The sequence below is a fragment of the Arcticibacter eurypsychrophilus genome, assembly GCF_001730525.1.
GTDB lineage: Bacteria > Bacteroidota > Bacteroidia > Sphingobacteriales > Sphingobacteriaceae > Arcticibacter > Arcticibacter eurypsychrophilus.
This window is the reverse complement of sequence record NZ_MDFN01000007.1, coordinates 102831-126179: the sequence shown is the minus strand read 5'-3', so window position 1 is coordinate 126179 and position 23349 is coordinate 102831. Positions and strand designations below refer to the sequence as shown.

Here is a 23349-nt window from a genome sequence, read left to right as displayed (position 1 = left end):
TGATCATGTACACGAAAAGCACCACTACATCCGGTAGTCAAACACGTAGTTTTACATTATGCCATCTTATCGGATCCTTAGCCATAATGACAGTCATTTTTACAGCGGGATGTAAAAAAACAGATTCCGTAGGGGAAGACCTTAACATTAAAAGTACTACATCAGCTTCAGCTTTGACAAGTACATTAATATCTACTGTAGCTTTGGCGCCAATTAACCTTAGAACAGCGAACGACTTTACCATTTTAACAGAAACTGGCATTACTACTACAGGTGTTACTTCCGTTCTTGGTGATATAGGTACTAGTCCAATAGGCTCAACCGCAATAACTGGTTTTGGTTTAATTATGTCGACTGATAATCAATCATCACACACTCCCATTGTAACTGGAAAAGTTTATGGTCCAAATTATGCTGCTCCTACACCTTCAAAAATGACTACAGCTATTGGTGACATGGAGACTGCTTTCACTACAGCAAATGGTATAGTAGATCCTTCTCCAGTAGTAGAACTTTATGCTGGAAACCTGAGTGGACGCACTATCAAAGCGGGTATTTACAAATTCAGCACTAACGTTTTAGTTACTAATGCTGGTGTTACACTTACTGGTGGTCCGAATGATGTGTGGGTTTTCCAAATTGCACAAGACCTCATTATAAACAACAGTGCCAAAATCACTTTGGCGGGTGGTGCACTAGCTAAAAACGTTTTCTGGGTGGTATCCGGACAAGCTACTTTAGGAACTTACTCTGCTTTCAGCGGTGTGATCTTGAGTAAAACATTAATTTCACTAAACACAGGTGCTACTGTTAAAGGCAAATTATTTGCTCAAACAGCAGTTACTATGATTGCAAACGCGGTTAAACCATAATATATACATTAATTATTGATTTATTTAAAGGTTGCCTAATTAGGGCAACCTTTTTTGTTTATTGCAATTACCATTTGCTGCAACTACGTTATCTTGTACACATCGGAATCCTAAATGCTCCATACCGCTGTCTTCCGTAGTTTTCATTCGCCGTGCAACGCGATAACCGGAACAATAACTGTCATTACACAAAAATGATCCGCCTCTGACTACACGTTTTATAGCGTATGGTTCATCCGGATCATAAGATGCTTTGGGTCCATGCGGATTTTTCACACCTTGTGTTAAGGTTGAATAATAACGGCCATCATAATAATCGGCACACCACTCCCATACATTTCCTGCCATGTCGTAAAGACCGTATCCATTAGCCGGAAAAGATTTTACAGGGGATGAATAATAGAATTTATCTTGTAAGGTATTTTTATAAGGAAACTTTCCTTGCCAGCTATTCGCTTTTGCTTTACCTAATGCAACAGGCTCATTGCCCCAGGGATAAATATTATTCTTTAAACCTCCGCGTGCTGCCCATTCCCACTCTGCTTCTGTGGGTAAACGTTTACCACTCCACTTACAATAGGCAAGTGCATCAAAGTAGGATATGTGGACCACCGGATAATTTTCTTTTCCCTTAATATTGCTTTTAGGTCCATGAGGGTGTTTCCAGTCAGCGCCTTTTTCCCAAACCCACCACTGCGAATAATCTGTTAAAGGAACTGCTTCTTTTGACGGTTTAAATACCAGCGATGATGCTGTTAACAAACTATCATCTGGTTTGGGTGTACCTGGTGGAACTTGTTTCTTTATTTCGTTCCAGTCTGGCTTTTTCTCTGCTGTGGTGATATAACCCGTTGCATCTACAAACTTTTTGAATTGGTCATTTGTAACTTCTGATACATCTATCCAATATCCATTTACGGTTACTTTATGTTTGGGATATTCATCTGGAGATGCTTGTTTATTATCGCCACCCATCATAAAATCGCCGCCTTGAACAAAAACCATGTTTTTATGATCCTGCTTTTGTGTTGGTGCAATGACTTCTGAAGATTTTGCAACTGCGAAGCGGGAAGGGATATTTGACTCACAACAAATGGTCGTTTTCTTTAATACGGGTGTAAAGGTGTTTTGAGTCTTTGTCGTCTGAATGGTTTTTTGCTTGCAAGATGAGACCAGCACACTAAAGATGGCCACAAAAATAAAGCTTAACCGGATGTTTTTTGCACTCATATTCTTTAGAGATGTATTGTTTTATAAAGACGTCGCGGGTAGATTCGAACTACCGTACCAGGTTTTGCAGACCCATTCCTAACCTCTCGGACACGCGACTTTACCATTACTATTTTACTTTGTTTGTTTTTACACCCCAATAGAGGCTAATTGATCAAGGTTAAGTGTGTTAATTTCAGTTACTAAGTTTGGTTTTTCTTTATGACTTTGAGACAATACCTTAAAATAAACCGTTAATACGAATATAAATGATAATTTGTTTAACTTCATATAACGCATGTTAACGAACACTTATCCTAGTTATTTTCCTTTTTTAAAAGAGCTGTTTTTGTTATAACTCCTGATCTGACCAATCAAAGGTTTTGTTTTCAGATGGTGTTTTAGCTTTTAGAAGTAGGGCCTTGAGGGTTTTCAATTCACCTGGATTCCTTTCTGCCAGATCAATTTTTTCTCCAATATCATCCTTTAGATTATATAATTCAAGGACTTCGGGTTTACCCTGACTTTTAAAACGCACCAGCTTCCAGTCTCCCTGAGTCAATGCTTCCTTCAAGCCGCCTTCATTAAATTGCCAGTATAGGTATTCATGCTGTTTAGCCTGCTCTTTTCCTGCCAATGCGGAAGTAAATGAGATACCATCAATTCCGGAAGGATTGGGAGTAGAAGTGAGCTGCCCTACAGTGGGAAGAATATCCCAAAAGGCCCATGGTATATTACTTACATTACCGGCGGGAACTTTACCAGGTGCCCTAACCAGCAAAGGGACCCGGATTCCTCCTTCATAAAGATCTCTTTTTATACCTCGTAAAGGGCCATTACTATCAAAGAATTCAGGATCACCCCCTCCTTCTTTGTGCGGACCATTATCACTTGTAAAGAAAATGTAGGTATTGTCATCTAAGCCCAGTTGCTTTACTAATTCAAGGACACGACCAACGTCAGCGTCTAGTTTTGATACCATAGCCGCGAAGGCAGCATGTGGTTGTGCCTGACTATCATAATTGCCTTTTTTCAGAAATGGCGTTTCAGGACTCAACTTACTGCTTCCATCGGCATTTTGAAACTTCTTTAAAAGGGCATCGGGTACCCTTAGTTCTGCATGTGGCAGCGTGAAAGGCAGGTACAGAAAGAAAGGCTCATTTTTATGCGATTTTAAAAACCCTAAGGCCTTATTCAGAATTAAATCCTGTGTATAGTCGGCACTATCTACCGGAACCTTTTGTGTTTTATTATTCCTGATCTCATATAATCGTGTGGTATAATAATCATGAGCATGAGCCTGATCAAGATATCCATAAAATTCATTAAATCCTTTCAGGTGTGGTGCACCTAAAGTTTCTTCATCACCTAATCCCCATTTCCCGAACATGCCTGTGACATAACCATTCTTCTGAAGGCGTTGGGCTATTGTGGTGTCCTGAGGCCTTAAAGCACCTGTACCGTCTTTGCCTTTACTGTTCCCTCGTACCCATGCATGGCCCATATTCAAGCCCGTCATTAATGCGCATCTTGAAGGAGCACAAACGGTATTGCCTGAATAAAACCGGGTGAACTTAGTTCCCTCTTTAGCTAAACGGTCAATATTGGGGGTTGGAATGGGTGAATTTTTATTGTAACTAGTTAAGTTACCATATCCAAGGTCATCTGCCAGAATAAAGATAATATTTGGCTGCTTTTGCTTATTGGTTTGAGCAAACACTTTCCATGGAAATAATAAACCAGAGAGGATTAATGAATAAAAATACTTTTTCATGTGATCTAAATTTATTTACCGTAATTAGGATTTTGAGTTAAAGCCGGATTATTTTGTATGGCAATTGAAGGAATAGGCCATAAATAATCACGACTTGCATTAAAACTGCGATTATCAATTCTTGCTCCTTTGCTGTTATACACGTCCGTGTTTAAAACTTGTTCGGCAATTTTCCAGCGGAGAATATCGTAATAATAAAATCCCTCTCCTGCCAATTCAATCCTACGCTCATGTCTTATTTCTTCACGCAATTGCTCCTTTGTCAAACCGATTGCCAAATCAGGCATTTTAACCCTGGCGCGCACTAAATTAATAGCGGCTGCTGCTGATAGTGCACTGTTTACACCTGATGCTTCGTTTATGGCTTCTGCATACATTAATAACACATCTGCATAACGAAGCAAGATATAATTCAGTTCTGAAGTGCCACTAGTTGGAACGATGGTTGGCTTTTCGTTATCCTTGAAAATGGTATACTTCTTCTGACCATAGCCTGTACTTGGATATTGTATATCCGTTACTACAGCACCTTTAAATGTTGTTCCTGGTAAGATTACTGTAGCTTGAAGACGAGAATCCCGGTTGTCATAAGGTTTGGCGGGATTATAAATAGCGGAACTTAAAATTGGCTTTCCATCTGTTGCGTAATAATCATTTACGAGAGTTGGAAGCGGTGCAGTACCGAGTTGCTGGTCTAAACTTACATCCAGTGAGTGGGCAAATTCAGGGAATTTATATTGTACATCAAAAATCACTTCTGAGTTCCCTTCGTTTTCAAGGTAAAATAACCCTCTATAGTCGGGAAAAAGACTATACACTTTGGAGTCAATCACCTTTTTTGCTGCTGCCGCTGCCTCTTCCCATCGCCCTGCATAAAGTAATATGCGCGCTTTGAAGGCTTGTACCGCTCCTCGTGTAACCCGTCCCTTATCTGCTCCGGTATAACTGGAAGGCAGAACATCATTTAAAGCTGCGTCATCCAGATCCTTCAGAATTTGTGCCAGTACTTCTTCTGCTGTATTTCTGGGTAGAGATGCTTGTTTTTCATAGTTTGTGGCTTCAGTGATAAGAGGTGCACCTCCGTACAGATTCCATAATGGGAAATAATATAATGCACGGAGAAATTTAGCTTCTGCTTTATATCGGTTTTTTAGCGCTTCGTCCATGGTCACTTTATCAATGTTGGCCAGGAAATTATTCGCTCTTCCAATACCCAAATAGCTGGCATTCCAAACTGTATTAAATGTACCGGTTGCGGCATTATGAAGCCCCCTTGAAATTACGTTTTCATCCGCATTGTATTGATAGGTATTAGGAGTTAACGCATCCAGGTAAACTGCATTGCGGGCAGAATAGTTCGAATTTGTATTGATTAAAACAGCATAGGTAGCATTTAAAGCTGCTTCCCCCTGTTCCTTTGTGTTCCAAAACGTACTCTGAGTAAAACGGTCAGTTGGCGTAACATCTAGGAAAGAATCCTTGCAGGCCGTTAGGGAGAATAGAATGAGTAGTATTAAACTATATTTTTTCATTTGGATTTTTCTGTTAAAATGAAACATTTACACCGGCTGTAATGCTTTTTGCATTCGGGTATTCAATGAGATCTCCCCGGGTAAGATTTCTTTCCGGGTCACTAAATTTAAAATCGGTAAAGGTCAAATAGTTCTGCGCATTTACGAACACCTTAAGCTGGCTTATTCCCGTCTTCGCCAGCAGTTTCTTTGGAAAAGAATAGCCCAGCTGAATGTTTTTTAATCGTAAATAAGAAGCATCGCGCACCCAGAAACTTGATGTTTGAAAGTTTTGTGGATACCCATTTGAGGTGGTAAGCCGTGGCAGACTTGCATTTAGATTTTCAGGTGTCCACGATTCTGCTAACCAATCCTGCGTAACACCCGCTCCGTTCTTATACGGCTGAGCAAGATTTCCTGTTAAGTACGTATCAACATCATATAAACCCTGAAATATAGCACTGAAATCAAAGTTTTTATAGCCTGCTCCTAAGGAAAACCCATAGGTATATTTAGGAATGCTGTTTCCAATAACGACTCTGTCATTATTATCAATGATATTATTCCCATCAATATCCCTGTATTTTAAGTCACCAGGCACAGTTCCTATATTTTGAAAAGGATGATTTTGAACTTCTTCGGCAGTTTGGAATATACCTACAGCCTGCAACCCGAAGAAGGAATCAATTGCAGAGCCTTCTTGAACAATAGTGTTTCCACTGTAGTACTTCTGACCTCTCACGTCAATTACCTTGTTCTCAAGGTAGGTTATGTTTGCGTCTATATTATACCTGAATTGATTGATCATATTCTTATACCCCAGAGATATTTCAATTCCTTTATTAGATACCGAACCTATATTCTGAATTGGCCCTCCTAAGTTTCCAACCTGTGCAGGGATGCTAATCTGCCTTAAAATATTAGAAGTTTTTTTGTCAAACCAATCCAGTTCAAAAGAAAGACTGCTATTAAAAAAGCTTGCATCCAGACCTATATCCGACATCGTTGTGGTCTCCCAGGTAATATTCGGATCACTTACCTGTGTGATTGCGGCTCCACTTACTATGTTTCCGTTGAAACTGTAATTCTGACCCAGTGAAATGGCATCTACATAACTAAACAGGGCAACTGACTGATTACCTAAGGCTATTGACTGGTTACCTAACTTACCATACGAGGCGCGAATTTTAAGATTGCTCAGTGACCTGCTATCTTTAAGAAAATCTTCTTCACTTAGACGCCACCCTGCTGAAAAGGAAGGAAAGAAACCCCAGCGATTTCCTTTTGCAAACCGTGAAGTACCATCGTATCGGGCATTGGCTTCAAATAGGTACTTCTCCGAAAAATTGTAATTCAGACGACCAAAATAAGAGATCAATTTGGTTTGAGCTGAAGTTCCTGAAACTTGGGGAGATGTACTGCCTGCATTTAACTCCGTCAGTTCATTTCCTAAATATCCCTGGTTATAGGCAGAAAAATTTCCATCATTAAAGGACTCTATACTAAATCCTCCAAGAAGTCCTAAAGTATGTTTGTCCAACTTATGATCCCAATTAACGGTATGGTAATTGGTTAGATTGATATTATTCTGACTCGTTTGCCTTAATCCTCTCAGGGGTGTATTACCAATCGGGCTCACAACTCCTGTCTTGGTATTGGTGAGATAGATTTGAGGGTAAGAGAATTTTTCAATGCCGTATAAAAGATTAGCCGCTATGGTTGTCTTGTATCTGATATTAAAAGGAAGCAGAACTTCGGCGAATAAATTAGCTAAACTTCTGTACTGGTTATTCTTCCTAAACCCTTCATTGGAGAGTGCAACCGGGTTACGAAAGAAATTATGACCAGGAACCCTGATCCATTGATCGGCATAGTTTCCATCTTGTGCATAAGGAGTTTGCATCGGTAGCCCACGGTAAATTAAACCCATCAATCCGCCTTCGCCATTACCTTCATCTGCCGTATAAGCGCTTTCTCGATTGGTCCAGAAGTTACCCACTACACTGGCTCCAATCTTAAGATTTTTTGTAATGTCGGAACTGACGTTTGTATTTAAGGAATATCGTTTTCCGCTGGTTTGGATCATGATCCCATCCTGATTGAGATAACCAAGCGAAACAGAGAATGCTGTTTTTTCTGATCCGCCAGAAAGACGTAGATTATGTTCTTGTAATGGAGCGGTTTGAAACATCTCATCAAACCAGTTTGTGTTAGGGTAAATGAAGGGATCAGTACCTGCTTTATACTCATCAATTAAAGCTTGTGAGCTTTCAGGCGGTTTGCCTTCATTAGCCAGTGCTCTATTTTTACCTTCCATATATTCTACGGAATTAGTAACCACATCGGGAAATTGCGTTGCGCGTTGATTACCGGTGTAAAAATTGTAATCCAGGCGAAAAGCCCCCCGTTTTCCTGTTTTTGTTTTTACCAGTATTACGCCATTAGCGGCACGATTTCCATAAATAGAACTGGATGCTGCATCTTTCAAAACGGATATACTTTCTATATCATTTGGATTTACATCCCCCAAGGGGAATTCTATTCCATCAACCAATACTAATGGATTACTATTATTCAGCGTGCTAACACCACGAATACGAATGGTTGCTGCATCTGCACCTGGCCTCCCCTTGGTTTGATTAGTGAATACTCCAGGAAGGTTTTGTAAGGCCTGGGTGGAGTTAGTAATCGGACGATTGGCAAGTACCTTTTGATCCAGACTTGCTATTGAACCTGTCAGATTAACTTTTTTCTGCGTGCCGTAACCGACCACAATCACTTGATCCATTTCATTAACCGCTTCCTGAAGTTGTATTGTAACGGGACTTCCATTAGCTACAAACTCTAAAGTTTTGTAACCTAAATAACTTATAATTAATGTATAAGAAAATTTTGTCCGGTTACAAAGCTGAACTTGCCGTCAGAATCCACAGATACTTTATGTGTGGTACCCTTAATGGCTACGGTAGCACCTGGCAGTATTTCCTTAGTTCGGGCATCAACAACTTTACCTACCAACGTAGAGTTGATTAATGGTTGTGTTTGCTGTGCCCAAGTAAGATTGGGCATTAAATAAATTAACAACACCATGAATTTAATGCGGTTAACTAAGGCTTTTGATATTAATTTACTTTGTTTAGGGTATTTTTTATTGCCTTCGGGCGATATCTTTATTTTGCTTGTTGAATAAAAAAATAACAATACGTTTTGCAAAGCCAGGGCATAGAATGCCTGCTTGGCTTTTTCAAAATTTTGCATACTTTTGATTAAGGTTAGAATGATTGATGGAAACAGGTGACAACTCCAATTGAATGCCTGATTCATTAATTTTTCCTAGGGAAGCACTCCAAGTGCTTCCCTTTTTTACGATGAACTACAACACATTAGTCCCCCCCAAATTAAGCTCAAAACCAATCTTTTCAACTGAATATAAGCAAAGTCTGCTGTAATAATAAATTGACATTCCTATGGATTTAAAAAGAGGAAGGGTCAATTTAAGAAGTATAATACGTAATATTCCGACCATTATTTACTATATATTTTTTCAAATATATATACTTGGATAATAGAATACAAAACTTATAGACAAAATAGTTTAATTATTTTATTATTATGTTATCTCACGCATTATTACGAAAGAAACAAAACTGTTAAAGAATCATTTACCCTTTAATTTTTTTAATATCTCTATACCAGTTGTATATACCAATTGAAAAGTGTACCAATATCCGGTTGAAAATTGTACCACATAACAAGGAACAAAGCGTCCCTTTAGAATACACTAAAGGGAGCAAATTCATGTTAGATTGGAGACAAATCATCAGATTATATTACTTTATTACCGTGAAGGGTTAAGTCAGCGAAAAATAGCAAAGAAGCTTCATATTCACCGATTGACAGTAAGGTACCGGATAGCGGAATATGAGCTGTTCAAATCCTCCCCTTTAAGCGGCCAGGATAAGCCATCCTCCTTGCTAATCAGTATATACGCACCGGTTCTGTATACAACAGTTCGCACCGCTCAAAGCGACGCCTGACAGAGGAAGTGCTTCTACTGATCGGAAATTACCTGGAAGAAAATACCGTTAAATGTCAGGATGGTCGGGCAAAGCTGCAATTGAAGCGGATCGATATCCTTGAAAAGCTGCACAGTGCAGGTCATCACATCAGCTATACCACCTTATGCGATCATATCAGTAAAACCATTAAGGCAGTAAATGAAGCCTTTATCCGTCACATTGAATAATGCTGCATGGGATTTTTATATATTAGGAACAAAAAATGAAAACCACCTCTTAAAAGCTATTTCCTGGTGTAGACGTTCGCTGGCCATAGAACCTTCATATTATAGTTATGATACCTATGCGCATCTGCTCTATCGCTTAAACATGTATGAAGAAGCAAAGTACATGCAAAGTAAAGCCATTCAAAAAGCTAAAGAAAAGAAGTTAAACCCTACCAAAATAAAAGATTTAATCAAAACCCTGAATCATATTAAAACGCATAGCTTGTAAAGTGTGTATTGATTCAACTAAGTAAACTGCCCACTATTATACTCACAATGAGTAAAATCGAATAAAACTACACAGTCTCAAAATATTATTTCATCCCTATTAGTCGGTAGACCAGACTCTTTCATTACCGCCAGGGTTCCATACGTCGGCAAGTGTCTCATCAATCATTTGATGGCATGTGCTTTGAACTTATCTATCCAAATTAGAACAAATGAAAAAGTTATTATTTGCATCCCTACTGGGATTATTAAGTTTTGGAAGTTTACAGTCAGAAGCTCAGATAAACGTAAACATTAATCTTGCATCACAACCAGAATGGGGTCCCACTGGTTATAACCACGTAGATTATTACTATTTACCTGATATGGATATGTATTACTATGTTCCTTCAAAACAATATATTTATCAGGAAAACAATAATTGGGTTTGGAGAAATAGCCTGCCTGCGAGATATAGAGGCCATGATATGTATAATTCCTACAAAGTAGTGATGAATACAAAAAAGCCTTATTTAAACCATGGAAATCATCTCGGCAAATACAGCTCTTTTAAAAATAAGAAAGGTGCACAAAATTCACTTAGAGATCACAGAGGAAATGCAACACCACAAAAGAGAGCAACCTCACAAAAAAATATAACCTCGCACAGAACGGTTAAGCAAACGGTCAAAACATCCCCAGCTCATAACAACACAAAGGCTAAAGGACAAAAAAACAACAAAAACGGTAATCAAGGTAAAAGATAAATATTACAGTATTTTAAAACCCCGGTTATGTTTCAAAAGAAAACATAACCGGGGTTTTTGCTTCAGGCCATTGGTTGACACCAGAAGCTAGACAGGAATTGTCAATTTCAGATATAGCAAATTTATCTTTGATACTGCACCCTCTTGTTTTTTGCTATATAAGTAAAAATCATAATGGTTAATATCCCAATCATGATTGACACATCCGCCATATTAAAGATCCCCGTTTTAAACAACACGAAATCCATATGAAGAAAATCAGTTACCGAGCCATATAACATCCGGTCGTACAGATTACCGATGCCTCCCCCTATCACAAAGCAAATACCGATAACAATAGGTCTCTTCATACTAATTCGTGTTAAAACGATGTACAAACCGGCACCAAGGGCAATTAGCGGAATCAATGACAATACAACAAACCGAACTACAAATGGGAGAGAATCACCCACACTTAAAAAAGCACCTGAATTTTCTATTTTAGTAAGTGTTAGAAAACGTGTTATCAATGTTATGTTTTCGTTATAATCAACTTCTTCCCGTACTATAGTCTTCGAAATCTGGTCGCAACCAATATTACATGCGATGATCAGCACTATCATCAAATTTCGTATCCCTTTTTTCAACCTCATCTCTGTTTTTAACTTTGATCGTTGAGCCTATTTAAAAACTCATCCGTAAAATGCTCCTTATGTTTAGTTTGTGAGAACTTGTCCGCATTGTAATCTGCAGATTTCCCTTTAGGTATAGACAACGAAAGCCAGCTTTCATTACAAGCCATTTTGCCTATAAATACAATTTGACCAATATGATAAGGGTAATGAGCCAATTGCCTGTTTATCGCTTCCATAACGGTGTGCCCCATGTTTCTAATATACACCATATGATCTAAATCGGTATCCTTCAGTAAATCTAGCGTATTAAACAGGCATGACCAGCCCTCGTTCCATTTAATTAACAGTTCCTCACGACTTTGAATATCATTATCGAACTCCGACTCCCTATGTCGCCAGCTCTTTTCACCATCAGAACTCATGAAGTCAGTCCAGCGCGACAACATATTTCCGCTCAAATGTTTTACAATCATGGCGATGCTGTTACTTTCTGAATGATATTGCCAAAAAAGCTGCTCATCTGAAAGCTGACTGAACGTTTTATCACCCAGCATCTTGTAATAAGAAAATTGCTTTTTAACGCTGTCTAAATAATCCAATTCCATAACAAATTCTGATTTTAATGATCCTGGCAAACTCCCTTACCTAAATATATAGGTTTCTTTAAATATAAATTTTCTTTTTTTAGATTTGCAGCAACATGAAGCGTACAAAAATTAAAGACATCCTCAATACCACTGACTTTGGTCAGGAAATTAACGTTCAAGGTTGGGTCAGAACTTTTAGAAACAATCAGTTCATAGCTATAAATGATGGATCATCTATAAATAATGTACAAGCGGTTGTAGATTTTGTCCATACAGATGATGCATTATTAAAGCGCGTTACTACAGGTGCTGCAGTTTCTGTAACAGGAACCTTAGTTGAATCCCTGGGTAAAGGCCAACGTGTAGAGCTTAAAGTGAAAACACTCGAAATACTGGGTGACAGCGATCCGGAAAAATTTCCACTTCAACCCAAAAAACACAGCCTGGAATTTCTTCGTGAAATTGCACACCTGCGTTTCCGCACCACGACCTTCAACGCTGTTTTCAAAATCAGGCATGCCCTTGCTTTTGCCATTCATAAGTTCTTTAATGATAAGGGCTTCGTTTACATGCATACCCCCATCATTACCGGCTCTGATGCAGAAGGCGCAGGTGAGATGTTCCGCGTTTCTACTATTGACTTTGATAAGGTACCCCGCAATGAAGATGGTACCGTAAATTATAAAGAAGACTTTTTTGGTAAGTCCACTAACCTGACCGTATCCGGTCAACTTGAGGGCGAACTTGCCGCTATGGCGTTTGGAGAAATCTATACCTTCGGACCTACCTTCCGTGCAGAAAACTCCAATACAACTCGTCACCTTGCAGAATTCTGGATGATAGAGCCTGAAATGGCATTCTGTGACTTGCAGGACAACATGGACATGGCAGAAGAGCTGTTAAAATATGTAGTCCGTTATGCACTTGACCACTGTGGTGATGAACTTGAATTCTTAAGTACACGCTTGCTGGAAGAGGAAAAGCAAAAACCTGCGAATGATCGTTCTGAGCTCGACTTAGTTACTAAACTCAATTTTTGCCTAGACAACGACTTTGTGCGCATCACCTATACAGAAGCGATAGATATCTTAAAAAACTCTAAACCCAATCAGAAAAAACAATTTAAATACCTGATTGACGAATGGGGAGCTGATCTGCAATCCGAACACGAACGTTTCCTTGTAGAAAAACACTTTAAGAAACCCGTTATCCTAACAGATTATCCTGCCGACATCAAATCATTTTACATGCGCCAGAATGAACCCGATGAAACAGGCCGCAGAACAGTAGCCGCAATGGACATCTTATTCCCTGGAATAGGTGAAATTGTCGGTGGATCGCAAAGAGAAGAACGCCTGGACAAACTAGAACAACGGATGTACGAAATGCATATCCCTGTAGAAGAGATGTCCTGGTTCCTTGATACCCGTCGTTTCGGTTCAGCGCCACATGCAGGTTTTGGACTTGGATTCGAACGTTTAGTTCTTTTTGTTACCGGAATGACCAACATCCGTGATGTCATCGCATTCCCGAGAACACCGAATAACGCCGAGTTTTAAAAAATTCATATCAACCAAAAGGCCTGTATTTAAACAATTCGGGCCTTTTGGCATTATATATTAGATGAGTATGCTATTAAAAATATATCCAGAGAACCCCAATCCAAAAGCCATTGAACAAGTGGTTGAAGTATTAAAAAACGGAGGGTTAATTATTTACCCTACCGATACCATTTACGGTTTAGGTTGCGATATCACCAATCATAAGGCAATTGAAAAGATCTGTCAGATTAGGGGAATTAAATTAGATAAAGCAAATTTTTCCTTTGTCTGCTACGACCTTCAAAATATAGCGGAATATATCAAGCCTATTGACACGGCAACATTCCGTATGTTAAAAAAGACACTGCCAGGACCCTTTACATTCATATTTAACGCCTCTCATAAGGTGCCTAAAATGTTAAGTTCAAAAAAGAAAACAGTAGGGATCCGTGTTCCGGACAATGATATTGCTCGTGAAATTGTAAAACTTTTGGGTAACCCTATTATCTCAACCTCTATCCGGGATGATGATGATATCCTTGAATATTCAACCGATCCGGAATTGATTTACGAAAAGTATCAGGATCAGGTAGACATCGTCATTGATGGCGGGTATGGAGAAAATGTGGCATCCACAGTAGTTGATTGTACAACAGATGAATTCACTATACTTCGTGAAGGAAAAGGCAAGCTGGACGAGTTAGTTTAGTAAATACCTATATTTGCCAGATGCTCCCAAAAATTAATCTACATACATTTAAAGAATTTTTAAGATCAGGACAAATCGGAGGAGTCATCTTACTGGTCTCTGTTGTCATCTCCTTATTGATCGCGAACAGCTCCTTATATGAAGGATTCGCAACCCTGCTTCATTATGAAATCGGCTTCAATACCCCAAACATAGAACTCAAGTATCCCACCGAATTATGGATCAATGATGGCTTAATGGCCATATTCTTTTTATTAGTAGGTCTGGAAATAAAAAGAGAGATAGTAGAAGGCGAACTCTCCTCTGTAAAAAAAGCCGCAATGCCTGTATTTGCCGCATTGGGAGGCATGCTGGTTCCCGCTTTAATTTATTTCCTGATTAACAGAGACACTCCTACTGCAAGCGGTTGGGGAATCCCAATGGCCACAGATATTGCTTTTGCACTCGCTGTGATTTCCATGCTTGGAAAATCAGTTCCCGCCTCTCTCAAAATATTCCTTGCAGCACTTGCGATAGTTGATGATTTAGGTGCAATCCTCGTAATCGCTCTGTTTTATACCGGTAACGTACATTTAGATCAGCTCCTGTACTCTGCAGGCATTCTTGCTTTATTGGCTCTATTCAACAGATTTGGGGTTAAAAACCTGGTATTCTATTTGATTCCAGGACTGTTTTTATGGTATTTCATCCATCATTCAGGCATACATGCCACCATCGCAGGGGTATTGCTTGCATTTACTATCCCTACCAATAATACGGCCGAATGTTCCCCTCTGGAAAAATTAGAACACTTTCTAACAAGACCAGTAAACCTGATCATCATGCCTGTCTTTGCCCTTGCCAATACCCTTATTCACTTTGAAAGCGGTATGGTAGAAGGCCTGGGAAGTTCACTCGGATTGGGAATCATTGCTGGTCTTCTTGTAGGCAAAACAGTAGGCATATTTTCTTTTTCATGGTTATCCGTAAAACTAAAATGGTCTCAGCTTCCCTCTGGAGCAAGATGGCCTCATATATTAGGACTAGGAATGCTAGGTGGAATAGGGTTTACCATGTCGGTATTTATAGCCTTGTTATCATTCGATGATGTTTTTTTACAATCAGAGGCAAAATTCTCCATTCTAATCGCTTCATTTTTCGCTGGTGTAGGCGGATATCTGATCCTTGTGAACGTAAATAAGAAAAAAAGGACTAAAGCTTAACAATAATTTTACAATAGAGTAGTTTAATGCAATGTATTTAATTGTGTTCAGCATGAAAGATCGTTCCAATAGCATAATATCGCTCGTTCTTATCCATATTCTTCATTTAGATCGTCTGGTTAGATGGTTCAACAAATAGGTTAAAAGCAAAAATTCACAATTACAAAGTCTTTAAAATCAGATACAAAACTTTAAAAACAAACTAATTTTCAGTCTGTTAAAAAAGGAAAAATATACCTATGAAAAATCTGAGTTTAGCCATTTCGGCTGTAGCCGTTATTTTCATCATGTATTCCTGTAACAATACTGCAAAGCAAGCTAAAAATTCAACTTCCACTGCAGGAGATAGCATGAATGCTTACGATTCTGCTACCACAGTACACGACGCTTCCGACACCTCGTCAAACTATTCCACCACATTTGCGGTAAAAGCAGGAGCTGAAGGAATGATGGAAGTTGAATTAGGTACTATAGCGCAACAAAATGCAAAAAGTGCCCGAGTGAAAGGTTTTGGTGCCATGATGGTTAAAGATCACTCAAAGGCAAACAAAGAATTAATGGCTTTGGCGTCAAGCAAAGGCATCACTATTCCCTCTACTATGCCAGTTGAGATGCAAAATCACATCAACGAAATGAAGAAGATGAAGGGTGCTGATTTCGACAAACATTATATGAGTATGATGACAGATGACCATAAAGAAGATATCAATCTTTTTGAAAAAGCATCAAAAAACGCACCAGATGCAGATTTAAAAGCTTTCGCAACTAAAACGCTTCCGGTTTTAAGTACACACCTGGATTCTGCAAAAGCAATTAAGGACGCTATTGACTAAAATAATTTCAGTTAATTCAAAATTTTGAAGTTAAAAACCCTTAAAGCTCCCACAAATACTGGAGCTTTAAGGGTTTTTAACGATTATAACATTATCATCGACTCCCTAATCAAAGTGTTTTAAAGAAAAATTATCGAATATTTGAACATAAAAGCCTTAATACAAAGAATCATCACAATCAAGTTCCTCATTTAGAATCAATTTTGTAATTTTGCAAAGTGATTGCAATAAACAACCTTACCTTCGAGATCGGTGCGAGGGCATTATATGACGAAGCGAACTGGCACATCAAGCCAGGTGATAAAACCGGATTAATTGGAGCGAACGGAACAGGGAAAACTACCCTTCTAAAATTAATAGTTGGTGATGCTAAACCAACCAGTGGTACCATCTCAATGTCCAAAGACATTAAGATCGGTTATTTAAACCAGGATTTACTTTCATATCAATCAGATAAAAGCATCTTACACGTGGCAATGGAAGCATTTGCACGTCAGAATCAACTCCATGCTGAAATCGAAATCTTACTTAATAAACTGGAAACAGATTATTCGGAAGAAGTGCTGCATAAACTGAGTGACAAACAGCATGAGTTTGAAAACCTGGATGGTTACAGTATTGAATTTAAAGCACACGAAATCCTTGCAGGCTTAGGATTCAGTGAAGAAGATCAGAAGCGTCAGCTTGCTGAATTTTCCGGAGGTTGGAGAATGCGCGTAATGCTGGCAAAAATATTATTACAGACTCCCGATATTCTTTTACTGGATGAGCCTACGAATCACCTTGACTTACCTTCCATCAAGTGGCTGGAAACCTATTTACTGGCATTTGAAGGATCTATCGTGATTGTATCGCATGACAGGTGGTTTTTAGATAAGGTAATTAACCGTACAGTAGAAACACGCAAGGGAAAACTGACGGTTTACGCCGGTAACTACAGCTTTTATCTGGAGGAAAAATCCTTAAGAGGAGAAATTCAGAAAGGTGAGTTTAAGAATCAGCAACAAAAGATCAAACAGGAAGAGCAGCTGATTAATCGCTTCCGGGCGAAGGCCAGTAAGGCTAAACTTGCACAGTCTCGCATTAAGATGCTCGATAAAATGGAACGTATTGAAGACGTGGATGATGAAAATCCAAGCGTTAACTTTTCATTCAAATTCAGCAAGCAATCCGGCCGTCATGTTATCCGTATAGAAGACGTGAGCAAGGCCTACCCGTCAAACGTTATTCTTGACCATACCGACGCCGTGATTGAAAAAGGTGATAAAATTGCCTTGATTGGTGCCAATGGACGTGGTAAATCTACTTTGCTACGGATTATTGCAGGTGTAGAATCTTTTGAAGGCGAGTGTATCACCGGACATAATGTATCGGAAACCTTCTTTGCACAGCATCAGCTGGAATCATTGCATCTCGAAAATGCGATCCTTGAAGAGCTGCAAGCTTTTGCACCTAAACATACCGACACCGAACTTCGTTCTATATTAGGAAGTTTCCTTTTCACAGGTGACGATGTATTCAAAAAGATTAAGGTACTTTCAGGTGGCGAGAAATCACGCGTAGCACTGGCAAAAGCACTTACTGCCGATGCCAATTTCCTGATACTGGATGAGCCTACCAATCACCTTGATATGCAATCGGTTAATATCCTAATTCAGGCACTTAACCAGTTTGAAGGAACATTTATCGTGGTATCCCATGATAGGTATTTACTAGATAATGTAGCTAATAAGATCTGGTTTATTGAAGACCATAAGATTAAGATCTACCCAGGTACTTATGCGGAATATGAAGAATGGCAATCCAAGCGTCCGGCTTACGTACCAAAACCTCAGGCTGTTATACAACCTAAAAAGGAAGAAAAGCCTGTAGTTAAAGTCTCTCATACCACGGATGATAAAAGCAAACAGATAAAAAAACTGAACCACACTTTACAGCAGGTTGAGGAACGAATTGCTGAATTAGAAAAGGAACTTACTCAGGCTGAGTTAGTTTTGGGTCACGAAGACATCTACCAGGATAAAAAGAAACTGGATGCTGCCAATGCCACCTACCAAACCGTAAAAGCATCGCTTAAGATCACACAGGCGGAATGGGAAAGTCTTGCCGAACAAATTATGGAGCTTGAGTAAGCCACAAAATATATTACTGAAATTGCCGGGAACTACGCTTTATGCGATAGTCCTGGCTATTTTGCTTTACAGCAACGTACAAGTCTGCGCGCAGGAAAAGGTTTTCAACAACCAGGTATTTAGTCCGCAGATCAAAACAGTTGAACTATATAACCGCAATAAAGAGCAGTCAATGCCTGTAATCACGCTTCATTCCACTGAAGAGTTGCTATTGGGCTTTGACGATTTGCAAGCCGACCATAAAGATTATTATTATACGATTGAACATTGTGATGTCAACTGGCAAAGCAGTAACCTCTCCCCCATTGACTATCTGGAAAGTTTTAATGAAGACCGGATCACGAACTATTTCAATTCCATAAATACACTGCAGGTTTATACGCATTATGAACTCCTGTTTCCAAATGCGAACATCAGTCCCAAAATTGATGGTAATTATATACTCAAGGTGTATGAAGATGCTGACCCCTCGCGGATTATTATCACCCGTAGATTTTATGTCTTATCCCCGCTCGTTACTCTTACTACCGAACTGGTCGCATCATCGAAAGTAATCAACCGTACTAAAAACCAAAAAGTAAACATTACGGTCAACCACCCCCAACTAACGATTACAAACCCATATGCTGATGTAAAGCTGATCGTCATGCAGAATGGCCGCCCAGACCAGCAGCAAACGGTTGACCGTCCTGCTATCATCCGTCAGGGCCAACTGATTTACAATGACCTTCAGACATTAGAATTTGAGGGAGGTAATGAATTCCGTAAATTCGACTTCAGGAGTCTGCGTTTACAGACCGAAAGGGTAGACCGCATTTATAAAGATTCTGTCAACACAGTTCAGCTCCTTCCTGATCTGCCCAATACCGACACAAAATATTCCTATTTATTTGATGAAAACGGCAATTTTTTTATCCGCAATCAAGATGGACAGGACAATCGAACTGAAGCAGACTATGCTTATGTTACCTTTACGCTAGAGTCAGCAAAACCCTCTTCAAACAGCTCTGTTTACATCGTTGGTCAATTTAACAATTACCAGTTGAGCAAGGAAAACAAACTTACTTATGATGAAAGCCGCACGCGGTTTTATGGCTCTATCTATTTAAAACAAGGCTTATACGATTATCAGTATGTATGGGCCGCCCCCTCTAAATCAGCGGAATCAAATTCGACTATACTTGAAGGGGCATTCTTTGAAACAAAAAACGCATATCAGGCTTTCTTGTATTACCGCCGTCCCGGATCAAGATGGGACCAATTGGTAGGATACCAGGAATTCAATAAATAACAAACTTTATGACAGTTAGCTCCAAGCCCGCAATCAATTCATTCACCGTTATGAATGAGTTAGTATTTCCCAATGACACCAACCCGCTTCATAATCTTATGGGGGGACGACTACTCCACCTGATGGATATTGCAGCGGCCATTTCTGCGCAAAAACATTCCAATCATATTGTAGTTACCGCTTCAGTAGATAATGTTTCTTTCAAGCATCCCGTAAAACTTGGTGATGTTATCACCATTCAGGCCAAAGTAACCCGATCATTTCATACCTCTATGGAAATTCGGATTGAAGTATTTTCCGAAAACATACAGCCTAACAGCAGAATCAAAAGTAACGAAGCTTATTATACATTTGTAGCGCTTGACGATACCGGCAAGACAACTTTAGTACCAGAAATTATTCCAGAGACTGAAGAAGAAAAACTACTTTATACCACTGCCCTTTCCAGAAGAGAACTTCGGTTAATCCTGGCAGGTAAGATGAAACCTGAAAATGCGACTCAGCTTAAAGCCCTATTTTTTCCTGAACTATAATTATTCGGGGCCTAACTAGGACTTCCAATCATGAAGCAAACGCCGGATAATAATGATCTGCCCGATATGATAAGAGGTATGATCAGCAATTACCATCGCTTCCCGTAACAAAGTTTGACCATCTCCATAAGGAATAGGATCTACAAAATGTAAGGTAGAATTATTAAGTAACTCAAAAAACTCCAATCTGTCCGCTTTAATCTGCTCCAGAGAGGAATTCCATAGGGTGTCATCTACTTCATTGACAGTACCAGGCCAATACTCATCGGGCCACTTAGGCGAAACATGGTCTGATGATTTACAAAACTGGAGGATATCCCATTGGGTAATACGGATATGCTCGGTCAACTGCCAGATGCTGTAAGGCAAATCATACACAATTTTGGTCCGCAATTCAGGAGGAAGACCTTCTACTGCTTCTTCGAAAGAAACATGGGCGTTCCCTTTTTTTATTAGCTGAGTAAGTTCTGCAACAATGTCCTTGCTTCTAATATAATCCATACGAAAAATACAGCGATGTCTTTTTAATGTTTCATGAATTTCAAAAACCAAGGCGATTTAATATCCTGACTTGCCCTGATAATCAAAGATATATATAAAATTACAGTACGACAAAAAGGCCAAAAAATTATTCCCCGTTTCCTAATTCAACGATACGGTCAAATTCTTCAACCTTTAATTGCATTACAGATAATCGTCCTTGTTTAACTAATCCAATATTCTCCAGACGCGAATCTTTTTTGATTTCCTCCAGTGTAACTGCCCTTTTAAGCTTTTCTAAAGGAGCCAGATCGACAACGACCCAATTCGAATCCTCCGTAGTAGGATCCTGATAAAACTCTTTAACCACCTTGGCAATCCCTACAACTTCTTTCCCCTCATTGCTGTGGTAAAAAAGAACGAGATCACCTTTTTGCATGGCTTTCAGGTTGTTCCGTGCCTGATAATTACGCACACCATCCCAGAAGGTGCTGCCATCTTCATTAAATTTATCCCAGCTATATTTATGCGGTTCCGACTTTACGAGCCAATGGTTCATCTTTTCTTTGTTTAATTATTTAATTCCGGCGTTTAATTTCTTGAGAGCAAGAAGAAGTACCTGTTTTGAACGCTAGCACTTTTCTAAATGCAACCAATACTCCGTTTTCATACTTTTAAGGAAAAAGCAAGTATCAATCCTCATCTAAATTTCTACCTAAGCTGTAAAACTAACAAATAGGTTGGAATTAAAAGATATTGAAGTTTTGACTTTTATTTTTTATTATTATCAGCCCTCCTCCTTTTGTCAATTCTATTATAATGCTAAACATTTATCTTTTAATTCTATTTTAGTAAAAACAAGAAAATCTCGCTCAATTACTATAAAAAACGAATGGATCTAAGTAAATCAAAAGTCCTGATTACAGGCGGAAGTTCAGGGATAGGCTATGAAACAGCAAAGTTGTTACGCTCGCAAGGAGCCCAGGTAGTGATTTGTGGCCGTAATGCACAAACAATAGAGAAAGCAGCACAAGAATTGGATGTGTTTGGTATTCAAGCAGATGTTTCTAAGGAAGACGACGTAGAGAAGCTGTTTGCATTTACCCTTGATAAACTTAGTGACCTCAATGTATTGATTAACAACGCCGGTATTGGTTTCATGGGATCACTTGTCGAAACTTCAGTAGCTGATTTTACAAGAATCTGGGAGATCAATTTGAAAAGTGCATTTTTATGTGGACAAGCGGCAGCAAAATATTTTATAAGCAAAAACACAGGTAATATTCTGAATATATCTTCCATGGGTGCTTTAAAAGGCTTTGCCAATGGATCTGCTTATGTATCCAGCAAAGCAGCCATGTCCGGTTTAACCATGTGCTGGCAGGCGGAATTGCGCAAGCATAACATCAGGGTAACACAGGTGAACCCAAGTGAAGTAATTACAGACTTCGCTGTTAAACTTGGTTACGAATCTGTAAACCCTGAAAATAAACTTAAAGCAATTGAAATTGCCCAAGCCATTGTTGGTGTGCTTGCTATTAACGATATTGGATTTATTCCTGAAATAAATGTTTGGGCAACAAATCCATAGCTTAAATTTATATTCATGCGGAATAAATTTGTTGAATGGGTATAATTATAGAAACAAAGCGGCTTCTCTTAAGAGAATTAGTAGCTACTGATGAACAAGGGATCTATGAATTAGATTCTGATCCGGAAGTCCATCGTTACCTGGGGAACAACCCCATTAAAGACATCAAACAGGCCAGACAGGTTATTACTTTTATTCAGCAACAGTACGTCACGAATGGCATAGGACGTTTGGCAATTATTGAGAAAGAAACTAACAGTTTTGTTGGCTGGGGCGGCTTTAAACTCATTACAGAACCGACTAACGGTCATCAAGGTTATCACGATTTGGGATACAGGCTGATCAGGCGGTATTGGGGCAAAGGCTATGCAACCGAATCATCGCTTGCTGTTGTGGAATATGGCTTTAACCAGTTGAATCTCCCCGTTATTCATGCAATGGCAAATTTGGAAAATCTATCATCAAGAAAGGTTTTGGAGAAGACAGGTTTTAAAAATATAGAAACTTTTGACTATGATAGTATCCCACATTGCTGGTTTAAAATAATCAATCCTGAACATTTGGGCGAGTAACCTTTTTTCACAAAAATTTCTTAATTAACAATTCATAAGCTTAGTAATTCAGCTTTATTATGCATACCTTTTAGATGTAATCACTGGATCTAATTTCCCATTTAGTTGAATGATAAGATAGTATCCAGCGCCAAGGATTCCTAATAGAACGATAAAAAAGAAGCATATATTAGGGGCAGTAGAAAAGGCTGAAAAAACTAATGCTGGGTAGATGCTCACATAGTGATGTAAAACAAAATAAAAACAAAGGGCTATGAAACATCCTACAAAAATATATTCAGATCGGTTTAGTTTTATCATGAAAGATTTTTTGTCCCTAATATAGGAAGCACATAATGTACGAATAGAAGCTATTATTAACTATCACTTTTTCTCACATGTCCATCAGTCACATTTTCATAGATCATATGCGCGCCTGTCCCACTTAGACATTTCCAACCTATAAGGTGCGGAAAAACACTGCCTTCTATATTAACTTCAAAATATAAAGTAGATTAACATCAAATAATGTAAAATTTTTACATTAAATAATGATGGCAACAAATGCCTAGACTAACAAATAATCACATACCAATTTACTACTCAATTTGGGTTATATAGATACTATTTGAAGTTAAAATCAATCAGTTCAGGTATAAA

23 protein-coding genes and 1 tRNA gene are annotated in these 23349 nt (G+C 38.9%); 14 read left to right on the top strand and 10 right to left on the bottom strand.

Going from position 1 to position 23349, the window contains the following annotated elements; all coding sequences use genetic code 11:
- Nucleotides 1-5 precede the first annotated feature (5 nt).
- Complete coding sequence (locus BFL47_RS05635) at nt 6-872, top strand: ice-binding family protein (protein WP_069658825.1); 867 nt, start codon at nt 6-8, stop codon at nt 870-872.
- A 39-nt stretch (nt 873-911) separates the two neighbouring features.
- Here the strand turns inward: BFL47_RS05635 and BFL47_RS05630 are convergent, their stop codons facing one another.
- From BFL47_RS05630 to BFL47_RS05610, 6 genes are all read right to left on the bottom strand, one after another.
- A complete protein-coding gene (locus BFL47_RS05630; RefSeq protein ID WP_069658824.1) occupies nt 912-2102 on the bottom strand; it encodes a formylglycine-generating enzyme family protein in 1191 nt (396 codons plus the stop codon).
- Between the two features lie 29 nt (nt 2103-2131).
- Nucleotides 2132-2202, bottom strand: a tRNA-Cys gene (locus BFL47_RS19735).
- Nucleotides 2203-2433: 231 nt separating this feature from the next.
- Nucleotides 2434-3855, bottom strand: a complete 1422-nt coding sequence (locus tag BFL47_RS05625; RefSeq protein WP_069658823.1) for an arylsulfatase — start codon at nt 3853-3855, stop codon at nt 2434-2436.
- Between the two features lie 11 nt (nt 3856-3866).
- A complete protein-coding gene (locus BFL47_RS05620) occupies nt 3867-5387 on the bottom strand; it encodes a RagB/SusD family nutrient uptake outer membrane protein (protein WP_069658852.1) in 1521 nt (506 codons plus the stop codon).
- Nucleotides 5388-5400: 13 nt separating this feature from the next.
- A complete protein-coding gene (locus tag BFL47_RS05615) occupies nt 5401-8238 on the bottom strand; it encodes a SusC/RagA family TonB-linked outer membrane protein (protein WP_245681316.1) in 2838 nt (945 codons plus the stop codon).
- Nucleotides 8239-8240: 2 nt separating this feature from the next.
- Entirely contained in the window at nt 8241-8624 is a 384-nt protein-coding gene (locus BFL47_RS05610) for a carboxypeptidase-like regulatory domain-containing protein (protein ID WP_069658821.1), read from the bottom strand.
- Nucleotides 8625-9172: 548 nt separating this feature from the next.
- Here BFL47_RS05610 and BFL47_RS20460 point away from each other — a divergent pair.
- The 4 genes from BFL47_RS20460 (at nt 9173) to BFL47_RS05595 (ending at nt 10625) form a co-directional block, all read left to right on the top strand.
- A complete protein-coding gene (locus BFL47_RS20460) occupies nt 9173-9403 on the top strand; it encodes a helix-turn-helix domain-containing protein (RefSeq protein ID WP_170827276.1) in 231 nt (76 codons plus the stop codon).
- An 8-nt stretch (nt 9404-9411) separates the two neighbouring features.
- Entirely contained in the window at nt 9412-9612 is a 201-nt protein-coding gene (locus BFL47_RS05605; RefSeq protein WP_069658820.1) for a hypothetical protein, read from the top strand.
- Entirely contained in the window at nt 9584-9880 is a 297-nt protein-coding gene (locus BFL47_RS05600) for a hypothetical protein (RefSeq protein ID WP_139125766.1), read from the top strand. The genes BFL47_RS05605 and BFL47_RS05600 overlap by 29 nt, the downstream gene beginning before the upstream one ends.
- 211 nt (nt 9881-10091) lie before the next feature.
- Nucleotides 10092-10625, top strand: a complete 534-nt coding sequence (locus BFL47_RS05595; RefSeq protein ID WP_069658818.1) for a hypothetical protein — start codon at nt 10092-10094, stop codon at nt 10623-10625.
- 122 nt (nt 10626-10747) lie between these two features.
- On the opposite strand, the gene lspA is transcribed toward BFL47_RS05595, so the two are convergent.
- Nucleotides 10748-11257, bottom strand: coding sequence for a signal peptidase II (lspA, locus tag BFL47_RS05590; protein ID WP_069658817.1), 510 nt, complete (start codon nt 11255-11257; stop codon nt 10748-10750).
- 8 nt (nt 11258-11265) lie between these two features.
- The gene (locus BFL47_RS05585; RefSeq protein ID WP_069658816.1) at nt 11266-11844 is read right to left on the bottom strand and encodes a DUF1572 family protein; all 579 of its coding nucleotides are present in this window, start codon (nt 11842-11844) and stop codon (nt 11266-11268) included.
- A gap of 95 nt (nt 11845-11939) precedes the next feature.
- Here BFL47_RS05585 and asnS point away from each other — a divergent pair, with 95 nt between their 5' ends.
- From asnS to BFL47_RS05550, 7 genes are all read left to right on the top strand, one after another.
- Nucleotides 11940-13385 (top strand): asparagine--tRNA ligase, encoded by a 1446-nt coding sequence (gene asnS, locus BFL47_RS05580; protein WP_069658815.1) that lies wholly within the window; start codon nt 11940-11942, stop codon nt 13383-13385.
- A gap of 70 nt (nt 13386-13455) precedes the next feature.
- Nucleotides 13456-14076 (top strand): L-threonylcarbamoyladenylate synthase, encoded by a 621-nt coding sequence (locus BFL47_RS05575; protein WP_069658851.1) that lies wholly within the window; start codon nt 13456-13458, stop codon nt 14074-14076.
- A gap of 20 nt (nt 14077-14096) precedes the next feature.
- The gene (nhaA, locus tag BFL47_RS05570) at nt 14097-15278 is read left to right on the top strand and encodes a Na+/H+ antiporter NhaA (protein WP_069658814.1); all 1182 of its coding nucleotides are present in this window, start codon (nt 14097-14099) and stop codon (nt 15276-15278) included.
- Between the two features lie 239 nt (nt 15279-15517).
- Nucleotides 15518-16111, top strand: a complete 594-nt coding sequence (locus BFL47_RS05565) for a DUF4142 domain-containing protein (RefSeq protein WP_069658813.1) — start codon at nt 15518-15520, stop codon at nt 16109-16111.
- Nucleotides 16112-16329: 218 nt separating this feature from the next.
- On the top strand, nt 16330-18243 hold the full coding sequence (locus BFL47_RS05560; protein ID WP_069658812.1) for an ABC-F family ATP-binding cassette domain-containing protein: 1914 nt from the start codon (nt 16330-16332) through the stop codon (nt 18241-18243).
- Nucleotides 18236-19534: a type IX secretion system plug protein gene (locus tag BFL47_RS05555; RefSeq protein ID WP_245681314.1), complete on the top strand. Its 1299-nt coding sequence runs from the start codon at nt 18236-18238 to the stop codon at nt 19532-19534. Before BFL47_RS05560 ends, BFL47_RS05555 begins: the two co-directional genes overlap by 8 nt.
- Before the next feature lie 50 nt (nt 19535-19584).
- Entirely contained in the window at nt 19585-20067 is a 483-nt protein-coding gene (locus BFL47_RS05550; protein WP_245681313.1) for an acyl-CoA thioesterase, read from the top strand.
- 15 nt (nt 20068-20082) lie between these two features.
- Here BFL47_RS05550 and BFL47_RS05545 read toward each other — a convergent pair whose 3' ends face one another.
- Together BFL47_RS05545 and BFL47_RS05540 are read right to left on the bottom strand one after the other, a co-directional pair.
- Nucleotides 20083-20568, bottom strand: a complete 486-nt coding sequence (locus BFL47_RS05545) for a DinB family protein (RefSeq protein WP_069658810.1) — start codon at nt 20566-20568, stop codon at nt 20083-20085.
- Nucleotides 20569-20695: 127 nt separating this feature from the next.
- On the bottom strand, nt 20696-21106 hold the full coding sequence (locus BFL47_RS05540; protein WP_069658809.1) for an EVE domain-containing protein: 411 nt from the start codon (nt 21104-21106) through the stop codon (nt 20696-20698).
- A gap of 333 nt (nt 21107-21439) precedes the next feature.
- On the opposite strand from BFL47_RS05540, the gene BFL47_RS05535 reads away from it, so the two are divergent.
- Together BFL47_RS05535 and BFL47_RS05530 are read left to right on the top strand one after the other, a co-directional pair.
- Complete coding sequence (locus BFL47_RS05535; RefSeq protein WP_069658808.1) at nt 21440-22138, top strand: SDR family oxidoreductase; 699 nt, start codon at nt 21440-21442, stop codon at nt 22136-22138.
- A gap of 35 nt (nt 22139-22173) precedes the next feature.
- Entirely contained in the window at nt 22174-22710 is a 537-nt protein-coding gene (locus BFL47_RS05530; RefSeq protein WP_069658807.1) for a GNAT family N-acetyltransferase, read from the top strand.
- Nucleotides 22711-23349: the final 639 nt, after the last annotated feature.